This window comes from Paraferrimonas haliotis (assembly GCF_002282895.1).
In the GTDB taxonomy this organism is placed as follows: Bacteria; Pseudomonadota; Gammaproteobacteria; order Enterobacterales; family Shewanellaceae; genus Paraferrimonas; species Paraferrimonas haliotis.
On sequence record NZ_NRRB01000001.1, the window covers coordinates 485695 to 505244 of the forward strand.

Below are 19550 nucleotides of genomic sequence, written 5' to 3' on the forward strand. Positions count from 1 at the left end.
TAATTTTAGACAGGATTTGAGAGCTTATGTGAAAATTGTGTTAATTTGAAACATTGATTAACAAAGTTTACCTTGTTAGGCATCGACGTAACTAACATTCTTTTTTTGAACAACAATAACTCTCTTAAGGTGATCAACTAATGAAGCGTATTTTTCTATCGGGTGTGTGCGCATCTATTTTGGCGGTGAGCGGTTGTAGCGAAACTCCGCAACCACCACAAACTGAAACGGCAAAACCAGCGCAAACTGCTGTTGCAGTGAACCAAGCCTTATCATCAGGTATCGACTTTGCTAACTTTGATAAGTCGGTTCGTCCACAGGATAACTTTTATCGTTACGTAAACGGTACTTGGTTGAAAAATACAACAATGCCGGCCGATAAAACTTCCATTGGTGCCTTTTACGATCTGCGTGAAGAGTCTCAAGAAGACGTTAAAGCCATTATCGAAGAGTTGGCTGCTACCGATAATCTAGCCGCGGGCAGTGACGAGCAAAAAGTGGCGGATTTGTACCGTTCGTACATGGACACCGATACCATCGAAAAGCTTGGCTTAACGCCAATTAAACCCATGTTGAATGAAATTGATCAAATCAAAAACGATGACGATTTGATGCAATTTTTTGCCGAATCTCAAATCGCTGGAGCGGGCACACCATTGGCGTTTTATATTGAAGTGGATGCCAAAGACTCGAGCCGTTACGCTACTCACATTTGGCAGTACGGTTTAAGCCTTCCTGATCGTGATTACTACCTAAACGAAGATGAGCGATTTGTTAATATTCGCAGCGCTTATCTTGCCCACATCGAAAAAATGTTCAGCTTGGCAGGCTTAGCTAATGCAAAACAGGCGGCGCAAACCGTCATGAACATTGAAACTGGGCTGGCCAAAGCACATTGGACCCGTGTTGAATCTCGAGATTCGCAAAAACGTTACAACAAGTATCAAGTTAATGATTTGCCTCAACTGGCTGATCAAGTGAATTGGCAAGCTTATTTAGCGGCCCTTGGGGTGGCGGATCAGCCGGACATTATCATTAACCAGCCAAGCTATATCGAAGGCTTCAACAATCTATTGAAAACCGTTTCGATAGACGACTGGAAAACCTATGCAACCTGGCACACCTTAACCGCTTACGCATCGTTACTGAATGCCGACTTAGCGGATGAGAACTTTGACTTTTTCGCCCGCACCTTAAATGGCCAACAAGAGCAAAAACCTCGTTGGAAACGCGGCGTGGATCGGGTTAACTCGGTCTTGGGCGAAGTGGTTGGTAAAATCTACGTGAGCAAACACTTTAAGCCCGAAGCGAAAGCTCGTATGAGTGAGCTGGTGGAAAACTTGCGCAATGCTTACGGAGCCAGCATTGATGATTTAGATTGGATGGGCGATGAAACTAAGGGCAAAGCAAAGGCTAAACTAGCGGCGTTTACTCCAAAAATTGGTTACCCGGATCGCTGGGAAGATTACTCAGATCTCACCATTAAAGCCGACGCCTTGGTTGCCAATACTATGGCGGCCTCTCGCGTACAGCACGCCAAAGAACTCGAGAAATTGGCCGGTCCTATTCGCAAATGGGAATGGCATATGAACCCGCAAACGGTTAATGCTTACTACAACCCAACCATGAACGAAATTGTATTCCCGGCTGCGATTTTACAGCCTCCATTCTTTAATATGGCAGCGGATGACGCGGTAAACTATGGTGGTATTGGGGCGGTTATCGGTCATGAAATGGGCCATGGTTTTGACGACCAAGGAGCGCGTTATGATGGCGATGGTAACCTTAAAAACTGGTGGACCGAAGACGATTTGAAAGCCTTTGGTAAACGTACTAAACAGTTGGTGGATCAGTTTAACGGCTACTATGTGTTTGATGATTTGCACGTTAACGGTGAGCTAACCCTTGGCGAAAACATTGGTGACTTGTCGGGCATCACTATCGCGTATAAAGCCTACAAAATGAGCTTAAACGGTAAAGAAGCGCCGGTTATCGACGGTTTAACCGGTGACCAACGTTTCTTTATTGGATTTACTCAAATTTGGCGTGGCATGTACCAAGAACAAGCTCTGCGTAATCGAGTGGCGACAGACCCTCATTCACCGGGTGAATTTAGAGCGTTAGGGTCACTCTCTAACACACCTGAGTTCTATAAAGCGTTCGATGTAAAAGAAGGTGATGCTATGTATTTGCCGCCTGAAAAACGCGTAAAGATCTGGTAATCGGTTAATACGCAATTTAAGGCCTAGCGATTTCGCTAGGCCTTTTCTGTTGCCACATCAAATACGGCTTTAGACAAGTGTGTACGGCGCTCTTCAACCGGCGGCAACTGCATGTAATCGCCGTAATAGTTGCTTAAGTAGTCATGAACATCATTAGGAGCACTGAAGGTTAAGCCTTCAAACTCAATGGTACCTAATGGAAAGACGGTTTCATAATTCCATGACTTCAAAAAAGGCATTTCAAAACCGTAAATCACCATATCTGTACCCTGATTTTCAGAGCACAATTGTTGCAGAGTTTTTTGAATCCAGCGATCGCTGATTAATCGATAGATGGCGTAGTCCAATCCCTTTTTAACTTGGGCCTTATCTTTCTTTATACAAATGCGCTTAAAAAGGGTTTCTTTCCTGCTAAAACTTTGATGAGGACGTTTTTTAATGACATCCATAGGAAAGATGTCAATGGCAAGTCCTTGATGAAACGGTGGGTGATCCGCACGCCAACTTTCTTCAATGTGCTCTCGCACAAAGGTATTATTTAGCCGAATTTTGCAGGGCATGTGGCGCGCGCCTGGGTAGTGCGGGTCGCTTGCCATGCATTGCACAAATAAATGCTCAGGAAGCTTGTCTTGAGCAATCTTTAGAAACCGCTCGAAATCTTCCCTGGGCATGGCAATGTCAATATCATCGTCCCACGGAATAAAACCTTGGTGGCGTTTAGCACCAAGCAAAGTACCGGCATCAAGCCAGTAGCAGAGATTTTCTTGATCGCACAGTTGAACCACCTCTTTGAGAATGGTTAACGCGGTTTGTTGAACTCGAGGGGTATCTACGGTCGACATTAAATTAGCTATTGAAAGAATCAGTTGCCGCGAATTATATAGCCTTGCTTATAAGTTGGCTAGAAATCTAGCCCGCTAGTTGCTGAGCCATAGGGATTGATAGGGGGCGAGATTGATAACGCCATTGTCAGCATTTAAATCCTGTTGCGATAACAAGTCGTGCCAGAGGTTGGTTTCGATGAGGTTAAGTTCAGACAAAGATAGCCGCTGTGGTTTGCTGGTAACGTTGCTGACGCAAAAAATGCTTTGCTTGCGATCAATGCTTTGTCTCCAAACCCCAAATACATGATTACCTAGCTGCAAGGTAAATTGAGTGGCGTTAGGATGAAAAGCACTTTGTTGCCGGCGGATGCTAATTAGCGCGTTTATTTGAGCGAGAATATCACCATGATGAGCCTCTTTATGTTGCAGGAGACTTTGTAAGCGGCTAAGTTGCCAGCGGTGGCGGTTAATACTGCGATTATGGTTACTGTGTTGTACCTTGTCGTAATCGTTTTGTGTGCCTAAAAAGCTGTGAATATAGATGGCTGGAATGCCTTCTAAAGACAGCATAATGGTGTGGGCACATAAAAAGCGTTGCCGTTGGTAGCTGTCTTCGCTGTGGTGGGTTCGAGCGAGCGCATCAAATAAACTTACGTTAATTTCATAAGGTTTAACTTGGTCTTGGGTTAAATTTCGCCATGAGACTAATCCACCGCTTTGTTGCACTGTCTCAATGAGCTCATCGACTTCTGTAGCGGAGAAAATATGCTCCACTGGACGCAATCCAATACCGTCATGAGAAGCGATGAAATTGAGAAAGAAGGTACCGTTTTGAGCCGGCGGCATCGACATTGACCAATTACGCAAATGGGAGCAGTCTTGGCTCAATAAGGTATGCAATAACAGTGGTGGTAAGGCAAAGTTGTATATGCCGTGGGCCTCATTGGCATTTCCAAAATAGCTTAAGTTCTCGCGGTTAGGAATGTTGGTTTCGGTGATAACCCACGCTGCGGGATTGGCATGCTCAATCAACAGCCGCAGTAACCGAATGATGCGGTGCGTATTGGTCAAATTTAAACAATTGGTTCCGGGAGTCTTCCACAAAAATGCGATGGCATCGAGGCGAAAAACGCTGGTTTGTTTGTCTAGGTAGAATCGAATAATGCTGATAAATTCGAGAAGTACTTCTGGGTTGGCGAAATTAAAATCCACTTGATCGCGACTGAAGGTACACCAAACCTGACGCTCTCCATCGTTGCAGCGATACGTCTGACTAAGTGCGTTGGTTCTAGGGCGAATGACCTTGGAAAGATCCCAGTCGCTGTCGATTTCGATGAAATAGTCTTTACCGGGTGATAGGCCTTGACGAAAATTGTTAAACCAGCCGCTGCGACTTGAACAATGATTGATGACTAAATCCGACATTAAACGGTAGTGGTTGCCAAAGGCTTCGATGTCTTGCCAGTCGCCCAAGCTGTCATTGACTTGGTAGTAATCTAAAACGGCAAAACCATCATCCGAGGTATAAGGAAAGTAGGGCAATAGATGCACCACACTGACGTTATTGCCCAGATGTTGTTGGACAAAGTCTAACAAAGTGGCGAGGGGTTTACGGTTGCGCTCAATTATCGAATCGCCATAGCTAATAAGCACACAATCTTTTTCCGTCCAGTGGTTTTGGTGGGGTCGAGGCGCTTGATGAGTGTTTTCAAGGCGCATAACTTTCAAAACCTTATGCGCCAACTCAGTTGGATCATGGTCAGGGTACAAGGTACGTAAGTAGGTTTGTACCGTATGATGCAGAGACTCGTTTACAACCACTAGACTGCTCGCTTAATTGGGCAAGAATAGTCCTGCATATCCTGTTCAACCGCCGCTACTAAACGCTCGAAAACATCGGGCATGGCAGCCACCACTCTGTCCCAGCTAGGAATGAATGGGGTCTCCATGGAGTGATTGAGAAAATGGTTACCGGCTTTAATGATGTTCTGCGCAAATAATTCGACCGCTGCTTCTTCTTTATGAATGTCTAAATTAAGGCCGTTTATTAGGGCATCGTTGCGATAGGATTCGATAAAATCCAGCGCCATACGATAGTAGGTGGCCTTAAGAGAGCGCAGCACGCCATCGTTAAAAACGGTGCCTTGAGTCGCTAATTTTCTAAACAAGGCTTTAGAAATATCGATGGACATGCGAGACAGCCCAGTTTGCTCATCATCAATGGACAGATCTTGATGCTTGTGGTCGTAGACGTCGCAAATATCAACTTGGCACAGACGGTTGCTGGCGTAGTTGCGCTTCATCTCTGCCAGCACGCCGATTTCAAGCCCCCAGTCGCTGGGGATCCGTAGATCACTGAGGACATCTAGACGAAAACTAAACTCGCCTGCCAATGGGTAACGGTAGCTGTCTAGGTATTCTAAATATTCGCTATCGGGTACTATCTTTTTTAGCGCGCGAATTAAGGGGGTAACCAACAACCTACTTACTCGGCCATTGAGACTGCCGTTTGCGGCTCGAGCGTAGTAGCCTTTGCAAAACTTATATTGAAACGAAGGATGCGCCACCGGATAGATAAGCCGAGCTAAGAGCTCGCGGTCATAGGTCAATATATCGCAATCGTGTAATGCCAGTGCTTGTACCTTTTGTGTGGCCAAGGCGTAGCCAAAGCAATACCAAACATTGCGTCCTTTACCCAGTTGCTCCGGTGCCAATCCGCGTTGCTTTAGTTCGCGATCCAAAGCTTTTAGGCGTGGGCCGTCGTTCCAAAGCACTTTAGGCTGTTGAGGAAGTTGGGAAAAAAACGCTAACGCCTTTTGATATTCGTCCAAGTTGGCTCTATCCAGACCAATAATTACCTGTGATAGGTAAGGGACTTTTTGTAAGTGCTTGACGATGTTGGGTAGGGCTTTGGTTTCTAATTCGGAGTAGAGTGAGGGCAATACCAAGCCCAACGGACGTTGTTTCGAAAATCGGCAAAGATCAGCTTCTAACTCACTAAGCGGGCGTCGATTGATGTTATGTAACGTGGTAATAATGCCATTTTGATAGAAATCAGCCATGGTTAACTCCTTGTTTCAATTCCAAATAGGGAGGCTATCGCTTCGTTCCAACCTGCGGGACCTTTAGCTTGTGTGGCAAAGCTCATGGGGTGATTAGGAATGCTCGGAACGCCGTGAATAGGAGAACGAACCCAAATGGCGATGTCGGCTTCGTTTAACATTTCAATGTCGTTGGCGCTGTCGCCCAAACCCACTACAGTGGTAAGCGCTCGATTCTTTTGCTGATACGCCTGTTTAAGCCAGCGCAGAGCTCGGCCTTTAGAGGTCGCTCCTAATACATGATAAAACCGGCCGCCTTTTAATAACGTCAACTGCTCTTGTTTTAGACACTCTTTAAACCGCTCTAGCTCGGCGTCACTGTCTTGCCAAATAATGGGTTCGGAATATTCTCTTTGATTGGCTAGTTCGGCATCGGTTGCGCTTAATCCGGTTGCCTCCATTAAGTGGCTTAAGGGCATTTCACTGAACCCTTGGAATCGGAAGCCTAGCGCCCGTAATTTTTCGAGTTTAGCCAATATCCGATGACGAGAGGTTCCGAGTGGCAGCACCCAATGATCAGAGGTTTGCAGCAATTGTTCAGATTCGCAGTGCAGTCGTGCCATCCAGGGTTTAGGTATGCAAACAGCGGATCCATTTTCGACGATAAAAGGGTCACTCAATCCCAGAGATTTACGAATGACCATGGACTCTAGTCGTGTTTTACTGGTATTGACGATAATGGGGATGGTGTGATGTTGGCAAAATGACAACGCGGGCTGGGCTGGCACATAAGAATAGCTATAATGGTCGAGCAAAGTGCCATCAAGATCCGTGGCAATCATGGTATGGTCAGCGCAATAACGATTCATAAAGCTACCCGGTTACATCAGTTAATGAGTGACAGTGACTCAGCAATACTCATTCCATTTTTGTAACCGGCTGTTTTTAATGCATAAATAATGATTTGGCGATGGCGCTGGTGGAGCCTATGGTTGCTTTTAGTGCACCGAATTAACAGCTTACAAAAATCTGCACCAAAACGGTGCGCATGGACAGAGGAAATCTCATGACAGCAGACAATCGCTTTAAGCAAACCATTAATGCAATCAAGCAAGCTAAGCAGGTGTGGATCTTAGTGGATGAGCACGGTTGCGTTATGCTTAACAGTGACGATGAAGACTGCGTGCCGGTGTGGTCAAGCCAACAAGATGCACAAGCTTTCGCCGTGGAGGAGTGGCAACATTGCCAAGCGAAGGCCATCAAATTAAGTGATTGGCGCAGTCGTTGGAGTAGAGGTTTAGAGCAAGACGATTTAGCCGTAGTAGTGCACCCTGATAACGATGGTATGGGCGTTGTTGTCGATGCCATGGAATTTGATTTTGAGCTTTCAAAGCGCTAATGAAGGTCGCTATCTAAAAAATATTAACTTTTCTTGAAAGAAATCCAGATGAGCATAGGTCTTAGTGATTATCGAATGTGGGTAATGGAGATCTCATGAAAGCGTTAACTAAATTTTGTGTATTGCTTGTGGCGAGTTTTGTACTAGCTTCCTGTGCCAGTGTCTCAAAGCAACCTGTTTTCGAAGAGGAAGGATTGGCCAATCGCGGTTATGACGTGGTGTCTTACTTTACCGACAATGAAGCTCAGCTAGGTAGCGAGCAGTTTAGTACTCGCTATAACGGCGTAGAGTGGCGTTTTGCATCGGCCGAACATCTTGAAATGTTTAACAATGCTCCACAACAGTATGCTCCTCAATACGGTGGTTATTGTGCTTACGCGATGTCTAAAGGCTTTGTCGTGAGTACCGACCCGCAAGCGTTTGCAATTGAAAACGGTAAGCTTTATTTAAACTATTCATTGGGCGTAAGGGAGACCTGGCTTAAAGATAAACCAGGTTATATCGAGAAAGCGAACGCTAATTGGCTCGAGAAAACCGCTGAACAATAACCCTTAGTCGGCGTTTATGTCGGGTAAGTTACAGTAAGCAAACGCGGTGGTGAACGCCGCTTCTTGAAAGGCCTTTAAGCCGGTTTCGCGAAAATCGATGGGCAATGGGGTGTGCGACAGTGAGGTTTTCACCGCGTTGCTACTAATCAGCTCGACATCGAGTCCATCAATCAGTTGAATCGCCGCTTCCATTTTAAAGCCAACGGCGCTGCCGGCGAAACGGCCTTTGGTTGGACGTTGGCGAATTACAACTTTATCCACCTGATAGTCGCTCATCAGTTTGTTAAAGTCGAACTGAAACTTACGCAATGATTCACCGTCTTCGCTGTTAAGCAAGGTGATTCGGCGAACTCGAAAAGGCGGCAAATCGAATAAGCCACCGGAAAACGACAGCAAAGTCACCACCGCCTCATTACTTTTAAGCTCTACGCCACAGACTTTCATTGTTTAATCCTACTGAATTGATTTTGCGAGATTATACCTTAAGTGAACGCACTTTATGTGTTTAGTCGTCCGCTAAGCGTATTTTTTGCGCCTGAGACAATCGATTAAACTCATTGATAACATCGAACTTCGGATGCTGAGCGTGCAGCGCGACCAAATCGACGTTAAGTATTCCTTGTTCATCGTATTGGCTGGCGTAGCTGCCGAGTTTGGGATTTTGGTAACTAAAGTTCGTTAACAGACCCACCGCGAAATTAGCGAACTGAAACGCTTCGTACTCGTTGTTCAGTGTCATAAAGTCCAAATAAGACATCGACTTTAACGTTTTTTGAGCGGTAAAAGCGGCCAAAAAACCTTGCTGAAGCGGACCAGGTTTTGTTCGTTGCAGCTGATAAGCGTGTCGAGTTTCATGAACTAATAGCAACAGCGATAAGTAGGGGTCGTTGCTGGTGAACTTACTGCTGTTTAGATACACGATGCCGCTTTCTGGATCATCCACATCGAAATCAAAATAGGCCAGTTTATCGGGATAGCTATCCGCATCGATTAATAAGGTGGGTGGAGCGACACCCAGTATTCGACATTGCAGAGCAAACACTTGTTGAAGGTACGGCTGTTGCTGTTCAAAGCTTAACTTAGGCCAGTCTTCTATGGCTTCTTTTAGGGGAGCGGATCGTCTGATTTGTCTTACCAAATCTCGGGCTTGGCTTTGGGTATAGAGTTGCGCTTGTTGTAAAAAGGGCAACGAATCCTTTTGCAAAGCAAAAGCACTGGGCAGTTGTTGTTGAACCGATTCATTGGCATAAAAACCATCGGCAGACCATGAGGGTGCGCACATCAGCAAAGCACACAGTAACAGGTAACATCGGTGCATAAAAAAGGCTCCTCAGCAATAGCTTTGGAGCCAGTGTAGTGCAGCGATAAGCGCTCACTCAAGTAAAATCCTTGTTCTACTTATGAGCGCACGTCGCTGACGATGTTGGCTCGCTTATAAGCCTGCATCCGCCTTAATGGCTTCGGCCTTGTCGGTGCGCTCCCAAGGGAACTCTTCGCGCCCAAAGTGACCGTAGGCTGCGGTAGGTTGGTAAATAGGGCGATTTAAATCGAGCATTTCAATTAGGCCATACGGACGTAAATCGAAATGACGGCGAATTAAGTCAACCAATTTTTCCTGTGGAATCTTAGAAGTACCAAAGGTTTCAACGCTGATGGAGGTTGGCTCTGCCACACCAATGGCGTAAGACACTTGAATTTCACAACGATCGGCAACACCTGCTGCTACGATGTTTTTAGCAACGTAACGAGCAGCGTAAGCTGCACTGCGGTCTACTTTTGATGGATCTTTACCAGAGAAGGCTCCACCGCCGTGACGCGCCATACCACCATAGGTATCCACAATGATTTTACGGCCGGTTAAGCCACAATCACCCATAGGTCCACCGATTACAAAACGGCCGGTTGGGTTGATAAAGAACTTGGTGTCTTTATTGAGCCACTGGGCAGGCAGTTCTGGCTTAATGATGGTTTCCATCACCGCTTCTACTAAATCGTTTTGCGCCACGTCAGGGGCGTGCTGAGTTGACAATACCACCGCGTCGATACCAACAATTTGGTTATCTTCGTAGGCGAAGGTTACTTGGCTTTTTGCATCTGGGCGTAGCCAAGGCAGCGCACCGCTTTTACGCACTTCAGCTTGGCGCTTAACCAAACGGTGTGAGTAGGTAATTGGGGCAGGCATCAATACGTCGGTTTCGTTAGATGCGTATCCGAACATTAACCCCTGGTCTCCAGCGCCTTGCTCGCGAGGATCTGCACGGTCCACGCCTTGGTTGATGTCAGGAGACTGTTTGCCAATGGTGTTCAAAATAGCACAAGAGTCGGCGTCAAACCCCATATCAGAATGGGTGTAACCGATTTCTCGAACCGTTTTTCGGGTTAATTCTTCAATGTCGACCCAAGCGCTGGTGGTGATTTCGCCACCCACCATGACCATGCCTGTTTTTACGTAGGTTTCGCAGGCGACACGAGCCTTAGGATCTTGGGCAATAATCGCGTCAAGTACGGCGTCGGAAATTTGATCCGCAATTTTATCCGGATGACCTTCAGATACTGATTCTGAAGTAAATAGTTGTTTTGCCATGGTTATCTTCTCATCTCTTGTAAAGAGTTATCCGTAAATACGTATAGAGGTTTCTACTTCTAGACGTCTATAATAAAACTTTCTGACAGGGATGCTAGTGAAAAATTTCAATTAATTAAAGCAGAATACGGAAGAAATGTTCAAATGGTTGCCTTGAGTCACAAATAATTGTGAATATTGTTGAACTAACTCTCAAATTCATTTGCGTCTTGTCGGTGCCTCTGGGAAAATATAGCGCCCCTTAATTTCTCACTTAAATTGACTATAGCAGGAGAGACTATGTCTTCTCGTAAAGACCTCGCCAATGCCATCCGAGTACTGAGTATGGATGCCGTTCAAAAAGCTAATTCTGGCCACCCAGGTGCCCCAATGGGTATGGCTGATATAGCCGAAGTTTTATGGCGTGACTTTTTAAAGCACAACCCAAGTAACCCAGATTGGGCCGACCGAGATCGCTTTATCTTATCCAATGGTCACGGTTCTATGTTGCTCTATTCTCTGCTGCACTTGTCCGGATACGATTTAAGCATTGACGATTTGAAAAATTTCCGTCAATTGCACTCACGCACACCAGGCCACCCCGAGTTCGGTTATGCCCCCGGTGTTGAAACGACCACTGGCCCACTGGGTCAAGGCATTACCAATGCGGTCGGCATGGCCATTGCTGAGAAAGCGTTAGCTGCTCAATTTAATCGTCCGGGCCACGACATTGTCGATCACTTCACCTACGTGTTCATGGGTGATGGCTGTTTGATGGAAGGCATTTCTCACGAAGCTTGTTCTTTAGCGGGCACACTAGGCTTAGGCAAGTTGGTTGCGTTTTGGGACGACAACGGCATTTCCATCGACGGTGAAGTTGAAGGTTGGTTCTCTGACGATACGCCAAAACGTTTTGAATCTTATGGCTGGCACGTTATCGCTGATGTTGATGGCCACGATGCAGCCGCAATTAGTGCGGCGATTGCAGAGGCGAAAGCGAACACCAACCAGCCGACATTGATTTGTACCAAGACCATCATTGGTTATGGTTCTCCGAATAAGTCTGGAAGTCACGATTGTCACGGTGCACCGCTTGGTGATGCTGAGATTCAAGCGTCTCGCGAATTCCTAGGCTGGGATAAACCTGCTTTTGAAATTCCTACCGATATTCAACAGGCGTGGGATTGCAACGACAAAGGGCAACAAGCAGAGTCGGCTTGGAACGCTAAAATGGACGCTTACAAAACGGCGCACCCAGAGCTAGCAGCGGAATTTGCTCGTCGTCAAGCCGGTGAGCTTCCAGCTGAGTGGGCTGAGAAGACCGACGCCATTATCCAAGAGTTGCAAGCGAGCCCTGCCAATATTGCGTCACGTAAAGCGTCACAAAACGCCATCGAAGCCTTTGGCCCTATGCTACCAGAGTTTATGGGTGGCTCCGCCGACTTAGCAGGCTCTAACCTAACTCTATGGTCAGGCTCTAAAGGTCTAGAAGCAAAAGACGCTAGCGGTAACTACGTATTTTACGGTGTTCGTGAGTTTGGTATGAGCGCCATCATGAACGGTATAGCGCTGCACAAAGGCTTTGTTCCTTACGGTGCAACCTTCCTAATGTTTATGGAGTATGCTCGTAACGCTGTGCGTATGGCGGCGCTTATGAAGCAACGCTCTATTTTTGTCTACACTCACGACTCCATTGGCTTGGGTGAAGATGGCCCAACTCACCAACCGGTAGAGCAAATCGCTTCTTTGCGTCAAACGCCGAATATGAGTACTTGGCGTCCTTGCGACCAAGTAGAATCGGCCATTGCTTGGAAAGCAGCGATTGAACGCAAAGACGGTCCAACCTCTTTGATTTTCTCAAGACAAAACCTAACCCAACAACCAAGAGATGCGGCGCAATTGGCCAATGCAGCCAAAGGCGGCTACGTTTTGGTTGATTGCCAAGGCACGCCGGATGTGATTCTAATTGCCACCGGCTCAGAGGTAGGTATTACCGTGGAAGCGGCAACAGAATTAACCGCTCAAGGCCGTAAGGTTCGAGTTGTGTCGATGCCAAATACCAATGTGTTTGATCAGCAAAGCGCTGACTACCAAGAATCGGTGTTGCCAGCTTCGGTCACTAAACGGGTTGCTATTGAAGCCGGTATTGCAGACTTCTGGTACAAGTACGTTGGTTTTGGCGGCAAAATCATTGGCATGACCACCTTCGGTGAATCAGCGCCAGCCGGTGAGTTGTTTAAGATGTTTGGCTTCACCAGCGACAACATCGTAGCCACCGCCAACAGCTTGCTGTAATCCATGATTCGGGTTGCAATCAATGGCTATGGTCGTATTGGGCGCTCAGTATTGCGCGCCCTGTATGAACTCGGGCAACGCTCGTTAGTGCAAATTGTTGCCATTAACGAGCTGGCCGACTCCAAAGCCATTGCCCATTTAACAAAATACGATACCACCCACGGTCGTTTTGGGTTAGAGGTTGCGCTGGCTGGTGACGATCATTTGCTCATTGGTCACGACGACATTCAGCTGTTGAGCATCAATGATGCGGCTTTGCTGCCTTGGCAGCAACTGGATATTGATGTGGTCATTGAAGCAAGTGGTACTTTGAATACACGCCAAGCTTGCCAAGCCCACATTGACGCAGGGGCGAAACAGGTACTTATTAGTCATCCCGCCAGTCAAGACGTGGATGCCACCATAGTATATGGGGTGAATGAACACACCCTAACCGGTCATGAAACCATTGTCTCGAACGCGTCTTGCACCACCAATTGCAGCGTTCCAGTCATTAGCGTGTTAGACAAGGCATTCGGTGTCGAAAGCGGCGCCATCACAACCATTCATTCGGCGATGAATGATCAACAAGTCATCGATGCTTATCATGATGATTTGCGACGCACCCGAGCCGCTGGCCAGTCTATCATTCCGGTAGACACCAAGTTGGCGGTGGGCATTGAACGCATATTGCCTCACCTAGCCAATAAGTTTGAGGCCATTTCTGTGCGCGTACCAACGGTTAACGTTACCGCAATGGATGTCACCTTAACCCTAACTGACGCGGTTGATATTGAGTTGATCAACCAAACCCTTGCCAAAGCCTCCGATGAGCAGTTCAGTGGGATATTAGGGTTCACCATGGAACCGCTCGTGTCCGCCGATTTCAATCACGATCCGCGTTCTTGTGTGGTGGATGGCACTCAAACTCGCGTCAGTGCAAATCACTTGGTTAAGATGCTGCTGTGGTGCGATAACGAGTGGGGATTTGCCAACCGGATGCTGGATACAGCAATTACCATGGCCCGTTTAAGAAGAACAATTTAATTATCTACCTATAGAAAAGGAAACATCATGTCTGTGTTAACCATGGCAGAGTTAGATTTACAGGGTAAACGCGTACTTATTCGAGAAGATCTCAATGTGCCGGTTGCCAACGGTAAAGTGACCAGTGATGCGCGACTTCGAGCAGCCTTGCCCAGTATTCAATTGGCTTTAGATAAAGGCGCCAGCGTTATGGTGATGTCGCATTTAGGGCGTCCAACCGAAGGTGAATTTAACCCAGAATTTAGCTTACAACCTGTGGTGGATTACCTCAACGAAGCTTTGCCTCAACAGGTGGAGTTAGTGAGTGATTATTTACAAGGCGTTTCACCAAGCGCTGACAAAGTATTGGTGTTTGAAAACGTCCGTTTTAATCCAGGCGAAAAGAAAAATGATGACGCCTTAGCTAAACAACTTGCCGGCTTGTGCGATGTGTTTGTGATGGACGCCTTTGGCACCGCCCATCGAGCTCAGGCCTCTACCCATGGTGTTGCAAAATATGCCCCTGTTGCCTGCGCCGGACCTTTGCTAAAAGGCGAGTTGGATGCGTTAGGAAAAGCGCTCGATAACCCTAAGCGACCTTTGGTTGCCATTGTTGGTGGCTCTAAAGTATCTACTAAGCTTACAGTGTTAGAGAGCTTAAGTAACATCGTCGACCAGCTGGTTGTGGGTGGCGGTATTGCCAATACATTTATTGCAGCGCAAGGACACAGCGTTGGTAAATCTCTGTATGAAGCGGACTTGGTTGATGAAGCTAAAAAGCTCACCGCCAACGCTCAAGCCAGAGGCGGCGATATTCCGGTGCCAACTGACGTTGTTTGTGGCACCGTATTTAGCTCAGAAGCTGAAGCCACACTTAAACCGGTAACCGATGTTAGCCAAGACGACATGATTTTCGATATTGGGCCAGACAGTGCAGAAGCCCTCGCCAACGTGCTAGAAAGTGCTGGCACCATTGTTTGGAATGGTCCAGTTGGGGTGTTTGAATTCGACCAATTTGGTGCTGGAACGCAGCGCATTGCCCAAGCGATAGCGGCAAGCGATGCTTTCTCCATTGCAGGCGGTGGCGACACCCTAGCCGCAGTGGACAAGTACCAGATTGCCGACAAGGTTTCCTACATATCCACTGGCGGTGGCGCCTTTTTAGAGTTTTTAGAAGGCAAGAAATTGCCGGCGGTTGAAATCTTAGAACAGCGTGCAGCCAAATAATTAGATTTGCGATTTTTTGCTTTTATTCCATGCTTATGGTGTGCATTAGAAGCGATATAAAGTCCGTTAAAAGTTAGCAATATCATTCGAGTAATCACGTAGTGAGTTGCCTCACTTACGAAATTGGAGTTTCGATACCATGGCATTAATTTCTTTACGCCAACTGTTAGACCACGCTGCTGAGCACAACTACGGTGTGCCAGCGTTTAACGTAAATAACTTAGAGCAAATGCGCGCTATCATGCACGCTGCCGAGCTCACCAACAGCCCGGTCATTGTTCAGGCCTCTGCGGGCGCGCGTAAATACGCCCGTCCACAGTTCTTGAAATACTTAATGGAAGCCGCACTGGAGCAATACCCAGATATCCCAGTGTGTATTCATCAAGATCACGGTACTCACCCTGACGTTTGCCAACGTTCGATTCAGTTAGGTATGTCGTCAGTGATGATGGATGGATCGTTAATGGCCGATGGCAAGACACCAGCGGACTACGAGTACAACGTCGATGTAACTCGCCGCACCGTAGCTTTTGCACACGCCTGTGGGGTTTCAGTAGAAGGTGAAATCGGTTGTCTTGGCAGCTTGGAAACCGGTCAAGCGGGTGAAGAAGATGGCATTGGTGCCGAGGGTACTTTGAGCATGGACCAAATGCTTACCAGCCCTGAAGAAGCCGCGCAGTTCGTTGCGGATACTCACGTTGATGCCTTAGCCATTGCCATTGGTACCAGCCACGGTGCTTACAAGTTCTCGAAGAAACCGAGCGGTGATGTGTTGCGTATTGACCGCATCAAAGAGATTCACGAACGCATTCCAAACACCCACTTAGTGATGCACGGTTCTTCTTCTGTACCTCAAGAGTGGCTGGAGATCATCAACCAATACGGTGGCGAAATTCCAGAAACATACGGTGTACCGGTTGAGGAAATTGTTGAAGGCATTAAGTACGGTGTTCGTAAAGTGAATATTGATACCGACCTGCGTTTAGCGTCAACGGGAGCAGTTCGTAAGTTCTTGGCAGAGAACCCGTCTGAATTTGATCCTCGTAAGTTCTTGAAAGCGTCTCAAGAAGCCATGACTCAAATTTGTATTGACCGCTATGAAGCGTTTGGTACTGCAGGTCAGGGCTCTAAAATCAAACCAAAAAGCTTGCAAGCAATGTACAAAGCCTATCAAACCGGTGAGCTTAACCCTCAGGTTAAGTTGTAAAATTAAGCAATTGAATAAAAAGCGCCTTCAAAGGCGCTTTTTTTATGCGGTCTTTACCACAAAAAAGGCGTTTTTTTGTGACCTGGGTAGTGTTAAACTGCAGACACAATAAAGTTACTAAAAGATAACATCATCATTTAGGGGTAGATAATGAAGCGAACTTTGATTGCAGCGGCGCTGATGGTGCCAGCTATGGCGATGGCCGAAGAGGTAAAACCAAGCTTTAGTGGCGAAGCCGAACTTGGTGCGACCATTACCTCAGGAAACACCAAAACCACTTCGGTGAAAGGTAAGATTGACGTTAATCATCACATCAGCAATTGGGACAACCAATATCTGCTTGAAGGTCTGTATAAAGACGATACTCAAAAAGACGAGAACGACGTTGAGCAGCGCGTAAAAACCGCTGAGAACTACCGTGCCCTAGTGCAAGGAAACTATCGCTTTACTGAAACCAATTATCTATTCATCAACGGTACCTATGAAGTGGATGAGTTTGGTGGTTATGACTGGCGTGGTAAAGGCTCTGCGGGTTACGGTCACCGCTTTTATGAAAATGGCTCCACCATTTTAGATGTTGAAATCGGTCCGGGTTATGTTACTACCCAATACCCAGCTAAAGGCGATGGTACTGCAGACAATCCGTTTATTGAGTCGCGTCGTGACCAAGAGTGGGTTGCGCACGGTAAATTGAACTTCAGCACCGATATCAGTGACTCAGCCACCTTTAAACAATTGTTCATTGTGGATGCAGGCAACCGTGTAGACGCTCGTTCGGAAACGTCGATTTCAGCGTCGTTAGTCGGCTCTCTAGCGATGAAAGTGGCTGTGGTGGTGAAGTACAACTCCGATCCCGAGCCTACCTTCAAAAACACAGATACCGAAACCAACGTAACCTTGCTTTATAAGTTCTAAGCTCGGTAGGTTACTTCGAAAAAGCTAAGCAAATTTTCATACCGGACATTTGCTTAGCTCGCCCTAACGCTACTTCCAGTTGGCTAAGCAATTGAGTTAACTCCGCAGCTTTAGGGTTTCCACTGATAGCGACACTGATACGCTCTTCACGGTCATATCGAGTGATAGATTGCATGACTTGTGTGGCTTTGTGATAAAGCTGCTGTGCTTCACTATCAGCCGTTACAACCAAGGTTTGGCCGTTAAACCATGGCATAATTTTCCACGCACTTGGCAGTTGCAATCTTAACTGCTCTTGTAATTCTTGCTCTAACTCTTGATCTTGGCCCAGCGCAAAGGCATTGATTGGGCTCACATCAAACAACATCACATTCAACAGCGCGCGTTGCGGTTTAGAAAGCCCGTCAAAGTATGCGGTTAGCTGCTGTTGGCTGGTGGACTGCAAATCGAGGCTGGCTGCCTCCACTATTGGTTTATCGATGCGGGCGATAAAGGCAATGGTTGCCAGTTGGCCATCTTCTGAGAAGTGTCCTCGGCCACTGATGTGCAAGGTGACAGGGTCTTGCGTATCAGACACAAAGTCGATTTGGGTGTTAGACAACTGATGATGCTTGCATTGGTGAAGAATGCGTTGCCAAGCTTGCTCAGATTGTTCATTAAGGAGTTGCTCCAAATTCTCACCGGCCAATTCCAAGTGATATTGCTGCAAGAACTGATAGTAGGCCGCGTTTGCTTTTAAAATAACGCCATGGGCGTCACTTAGAATGCTGATGCTGGCTACGTCCAGTTGTTTGCGTTGCAGCGTTATTTCATCACGCAAAGCGTGCAAGGTACTATCGTCGAAAAGGGTCAGTAAAAATTGATTGACGGATTCACCGCCCACCACGAAGGCCGCTATTGGTCTAAGCTCAATGCGAATTGGCTTGCCTTTAAAGGTAATGGATTGAATGCTGCCTGTAGACGAAGCATCGGCCAGCATTTGCTTTGTCGCCTGCTCGGTTTGCTCCAAAATACTGGTTAAACTGGCGTCTTCAAGCTGCTGCGAATAGGTAAAGAACTCTCTTGCGGCATCGTTGGCAAACAACACCCGGTAATTTGAAGACACGATTAAGCAGGGTAGACTATTGCCAAATAGCCCATTAGCTAAGTTATGGCTATAACCGCGATTGCTGCGTTCGTTCCTCAGTAATACGGTGCTAATCACTAGAGCAAGTAAGAGTAAGCAGATGAAGGCAGCGATGCCGAAGATAATCCGAGTGTGGAGGGCTAACAAGCGATCGACATCGTTCTTGGTGAGCTCGGTGACCAAATAGTAATTTTGCTTGAAGGCTTCTGAGCTATTGGATAAATCGGCTCTGATAAATACATAGGTTGCGTTCTCGTCTTTAAATTGACCGAAGCCTTGCTCTTTCACTTCGTGCCACAGATAAGGCGAAGAAACCGCTAGATTATCGCCTATGGTGGATACCAGTTGGCTTGATTGGTTAAGGCCGCGATGAAAGAACATGGTACCCATCGAGTCCAACGCGATAACCGGTGTTTGACTGAGACTCAAGGTGGGGGCAGTCAGGTTAAAAATACGCTCTGCGGACACGTAATGAGCAAAGTAGCCCGCTATTTTTCCTGGACGAGATTCAATGGCATTGATCAAGTAAAAAGTCGGAATGAACTTGCCATCAACTAAGCGAATTTTGAAGTCAGAGGCAAAGTAGGTGGTTGGGTCTTCGAGATCGTAACCTTTCTCGGCTAAATCTGGCATGTACTCAGGCATGGCTTTGCTGTTGCTGCGCAACAAAACTTTACCCTCAGCGTCATAGAAGGCGAGGCCTAACATGGAATCGAGCTTTCTGGTGTAACCTCGCCATTTGCCTCTTAGTAAGGAAGCATTTTTTTTCTCAGGAGAGGCTAAATAAACCTCGAAATCTTTGGCCTTGGCAAACAGCTCAGTTCGAACCACTTGGCGCTTCATTTCGGCAGTAGTTAATACCGCGATGGATTGCAGTTTATTGTACGCTTGCTGTGCCCATTGTTGGACGTAGTGCTGTTTATGGCTTTCAGAAATGCGATGGGCGCCAAAGAACACGCCACAAATGACGGACAAAGTTAAAACAACAATGAGAGCGATGCGGGCTTTACCCCAATACAAAGGCTGCAACACGGTATGCAGTGAGTTGAAGTCTTTGGTATTGATGCCGCGTGATGTGAACATGCTTATTGAGCTTTTTTAGACTGCGTTTACAACGGGTCAATAGGCTAACACGGGCTGAAAATTTATAAAAAACTATTGCTCAAAAAAGCGAAGCG

16 protein-coding genes are annotated in these 19550 nt (G+C 46.8%); 8 read left to right on the forward strand and 8 right to left on the reverse strand.

All coding sequences use genetic code 11. The features are described 5' to 3' along the window. The first annotated feature begins 140 nt into the window (after positions 1 to 140). Positions 141 to 2222, forward strand: coding sequence for a M13 family metallopeptidase (locus CLC91_RS02345; RefSeq protein WP_095497341.1), 2082 nt, complete (start codon positions 141 to 143; stop codon positions 2220 to 2222). 35 nt (positions 2223 to 2257) lie between these two features. On the opposite strand, the gene CLC91_RS02350 is transcribed toward CLC91_RS02345, so the two are convergent. The 4 genes from CLC91_RS02350 to CLC91_RS02365 all read right to left on the reverse strand — a co-directional run bounded on the left by CLC91_RS02350 (position 2258) and on the right by CLC91_RS02365 (position 6956). After that, positions 2258 to 3064 carry a LicD family protein gene (locus tag CLC91_RS02350; RefSeq protein WP_095499918.1) on the reverse strand — a complete coding sequence of 269 codons (807 nt, stop codon included), beginning with the start codon at positions 3062 to 3064 and terminating at the stop codon, positions 2258 to 2260. Positions 3065 to 3139: 75 nt separating this feature from the next. Beyond that, a complete protein-coding gene (locus CLC91_RS02355; protein WP_095499919.1) occupies positions 3140 to 4867 on the reverse strand; it encodes a sugar phosphorylase in 1728 nt (575 codons plus the stop codon). Further along, positions 4867 to 6108 carry a glycosyltransferase family protein gene (locus CLC91_RS02360; protein WP_095497344.1) on the reverse strand — a complete coding sequence of 414 codons (1242 nt, stop codon included), beginning with the start codon at positions 6106 to 6108 and terminating at the stop codon, positions 4867 to 4869. The genes CLC91_RS02355 and CLC91_RS02360 overlap by 1 nt, the downstream gene beginning before the upstream one ends. 2 nt (positions 6109 to 6110) lie before the next feature. Beyond that, the gene (locus CLC91_RS02365) at positions 6111 to 6956 is read right to left on the reverse strand and encodes an HAD-IIB family hydrolase (protein WP_095497345.1); all 846 of its coding nucleotides are present in this window, start codon (positions 6954 to 6956) and stop codon (positions 6111 to 6113) included. Between the two features lie 197 nt (positions 6957 to 7153). Between CLC91_RS02365 and CLC91_RS02370 the strand changes: the two genes are divergently transcribed. Together CLC91_RS02370 and CLC91_RS02375 are read left to right on the forward strand one after the other, a co-directional pair. Then, on the forward strand, positions 7154 to 7486 hold the full coding sequence (locus tag CLC91_RS02370; protein ID WP_233132556.1) for a DUF2750 domain-containing protein: 333 nt from the start codon (positions 7154 to 7156) through the stop codon (positions 7484 to 7486). A 95-nt stretch (positions 7487 to 7581) separates the two neighbouring features. Beyond that, entirely contained in the window at positions 7582 to 8034 is a 453-nt protein-coding gene (locus tag CLC91_RS02375; RefSeq protein WP_095497347.1) for a YHS domain-containing (seleno)protein, read from the forward strand. A gap of 3 nt (positions 8035 to 8037) precedes the next feature. Here CLC91_RS02375 and CLC91_RS02380 read toward each other — a convergent pair whose 3' ends face one another. The 3 genes from CLC91_RS02380 to metK form a co-directional block, all read right to left on the reverse strand. Continuing rightward, positions 8038 to 8478 (reverse strand): DUF3010 family protein, encoded by a 441-nt coding sequence (locus tag CLC91_RS02380; RefSeq protein ID WP_095497348.1) that lies wholly within the window; start codon positions 8476 to 8478, stop codon positions 8038 to 8040. A 61-nt stretch (positions 8479 to 8539) separates the two neighbouring features. Beyond that, entirely contained in the window at positions 8540 to 9352 is an 813-nt protein-coding gene (locus CLC91_RS02385) for a hypothetical protein (RefSeq protein WP_095499920.1), read from the reverse strand. A 114-nt stretch (positions 9353 to 9466) separates the two neighbouring features. Further along, positions 9467 to 10618: a methionine adenosyltransferase gene (gene metK, locus CLC91_RS02390; RefSeq protein ID WP_095499921.1), complete on the reverse strand. Its 1152-nt coding sequence runs from the start codon at positions 10616 to 10618 to the stop codon at positions 9467 to 9469. Positions 10619 to 10897: 279 nt separating this feature from the next. Here metK and tkt point away from each other — a divergent pair, with 279 nt between their 5' ends. From tkt to CLC91_RS02415, 5 genes are all read left to right on the forward strand, one after another. Continuing rightward, positions 10898 to 12892: a transketolase gene (gene tkt, locus CLC91_RS02395; protein WP_095499922.1), complete on the forward strand. Its 1995-nt coding sequence runs from the start codon at positions 10898 to 10900 to the stop codon at positions 12890 to 12892. A 3-nt stretch (positions 12893 to 12895) separates the two neighbouring features. Next, complete coding sequence (gene epd / locus CLC91_RS02400) at positions 12896 to 13918, forward strand: erythrose-4-phosphate dehydrogenase (protein ID WP_095499923.1); 1023 nt, start codon at positions 12896 to 12898, stop codon at positions 13916 to 13918. A 27-nt stretch (positions 13919 to 13945) separates the two neighbouring features. Continuing rightward, the gene (locus CLC91_RS02405; RefSeq protein ID WP_095499924.1) at positions 13946 to 15124 is read left to right on the forward strand and encodes a phosphoglycerate kinase; all 1179 of its coding nucleotides are present in this window, start codon (positions 13946 to 13948) and stop codon (positions 15122 to 15124) included. A 139-nt stretch (positions 15125 to 15263) separates the two neighbouring features. Next, positions 15264 to 16331: a class II fructose-bisphosphate aldolase gene (gene fba / locus CLC91_RS02410; protein WP_095497354.1), complete on the forward strand. Its 1068-nt coding sequence runs from the start codon at positions 15264 to 15266 to the stop codon at positions 16329 to 16331. Positions 16332 to 16481: 150 nt separating this feature from the next. Continuing rightward, positions 16482 to 17246, forward strand: coding sequence for a DUF481 domain-containing protein (locus CLC91_RS02415; RefSeq protein ID WP_095497355.1), 765 nt, complete (start codon positions 16482 to 16484; stop codon positions 17244 to 17246). A 10-nt stretch (positions 17247 to 17256) separates the two neighbouring features. Here the strand turns inward: CLC91_RS02415 and CLC91_RS02420 are convergent, their stop codons facing one another. Beyond that, complete coding sequence (locus tag CLC91_RS02420; RefSeq protein WP_095497356.1) at positions 17257 to 19455, reverse strand: PAS domain-containing protein; 2199 nt, start codon at positions 19453 to 19455, stop codon at positions 17257 to 17259. Positions 19456 to 19550 lie beyond the last annotated feature (95 nt).

Bases quoted from the DNA above. Each gene is read 5' to 3' on its own strand.
- CLC91_RS02360 (WP_095497344.1), bottom strand. From the start codon at position 6,108: ATGGCTGATTTCTATCAAAATGGCATTATTACCACGTTACATAACATC.
- CLC91_RS02385 (WP_095499920.1), bottom strand. From the start codon at position 9,352: ATGCACCGATGTTACCTGTTACTGTGTGCTTTGCTGATGTGCGCACCC.
- CLC91_RS02375 (WP_095497347.1), top strand. From the start codon at position 7,582: ATGAAAGCGTTAACTAAATTTTGTGTATTGCTTGTGGCGAGTTTTGTA.
- CLC91_RS02345 (WP_095497341.1), top strand. From the start codon at position 141: ATGAAGCGTATTTTTCTATCGGGTGTGTGCGCATCTATTTTGGCGGTG.
- tkt (WP_095499922.1), top strand. From the start codon at position 10,898: ATGTCTTCTCGTAAAGACCTCGCCAATGCCATCCGAGTACTGAGTATG.
- fba (WP_095497354.1), top strand. From the start codon at position 15,264: ATGGCATTAATTTCTTTACGCCAACTGTTAGACCACGCTGCTGAGCAC.
- CLC91_RS02415 (WP_095497355.1), top strand. From the start codon at position 16,482: ATGAAGCGAACTTTGATTGCAGCGGCGCTGATGGTGCCAGCTATGGCG.
- CLC91_RS02365 (WP_095497345.1), bottom strand. From the start codon at position 6,956: ATGAATCGTTATTGCGCTGACCATACCATGATTGCCACGGATCTTGAT.
- CLC91_RS02370 (WP_233132556.1), top strand. From the start codon at position 7,154: ATGACAGCAGACAATCGCTTTAAGCAAACCATTAATGCAATCAAGCAA.
- CLC91_RS02420 (WP_095497356.1), bottom strand. From the start codon at position 19,455: ATGTTCACATCACGCGGCATCAATACCAAAGACTTCAACTCACTGCAT.
- CLC91_RS02350 (WP_095499918.1), bottom strand. From the start codon at position 3,064: ATGTCGACCGTAGATACCCCTCGAGTTCAACAAACCGCGTTAACCATT.
- CLC91_RS02380 (WP_095497348.1), bottom strand. From the start codon at position 8,478: ATGAAAGTCTGTGGCGTAGAGCTTAAAAGTAATGAGGCGGTGGTGACT.
- metK (WP_095499921.1), bottom strand. From the start codon at position 10,618: ATGGCAAAACAACTATTTACTTCAGAATCAGTATCTGAAGGTCATCCG.
- CLC91_RS02405 (WP_095499924.1), top strand. From the start codon at position 13,946: ATGTCTGTGTTAACCATGGCAGAGTTAGATTTACAGGGTAAACGCGTA.
- epd (WP_095499923.1), top strand. From the start codon at position 12,896: ATGATTCGGGTTGCAATCAATGGCTATGGTCGTATTGGGCGCTCAGTA.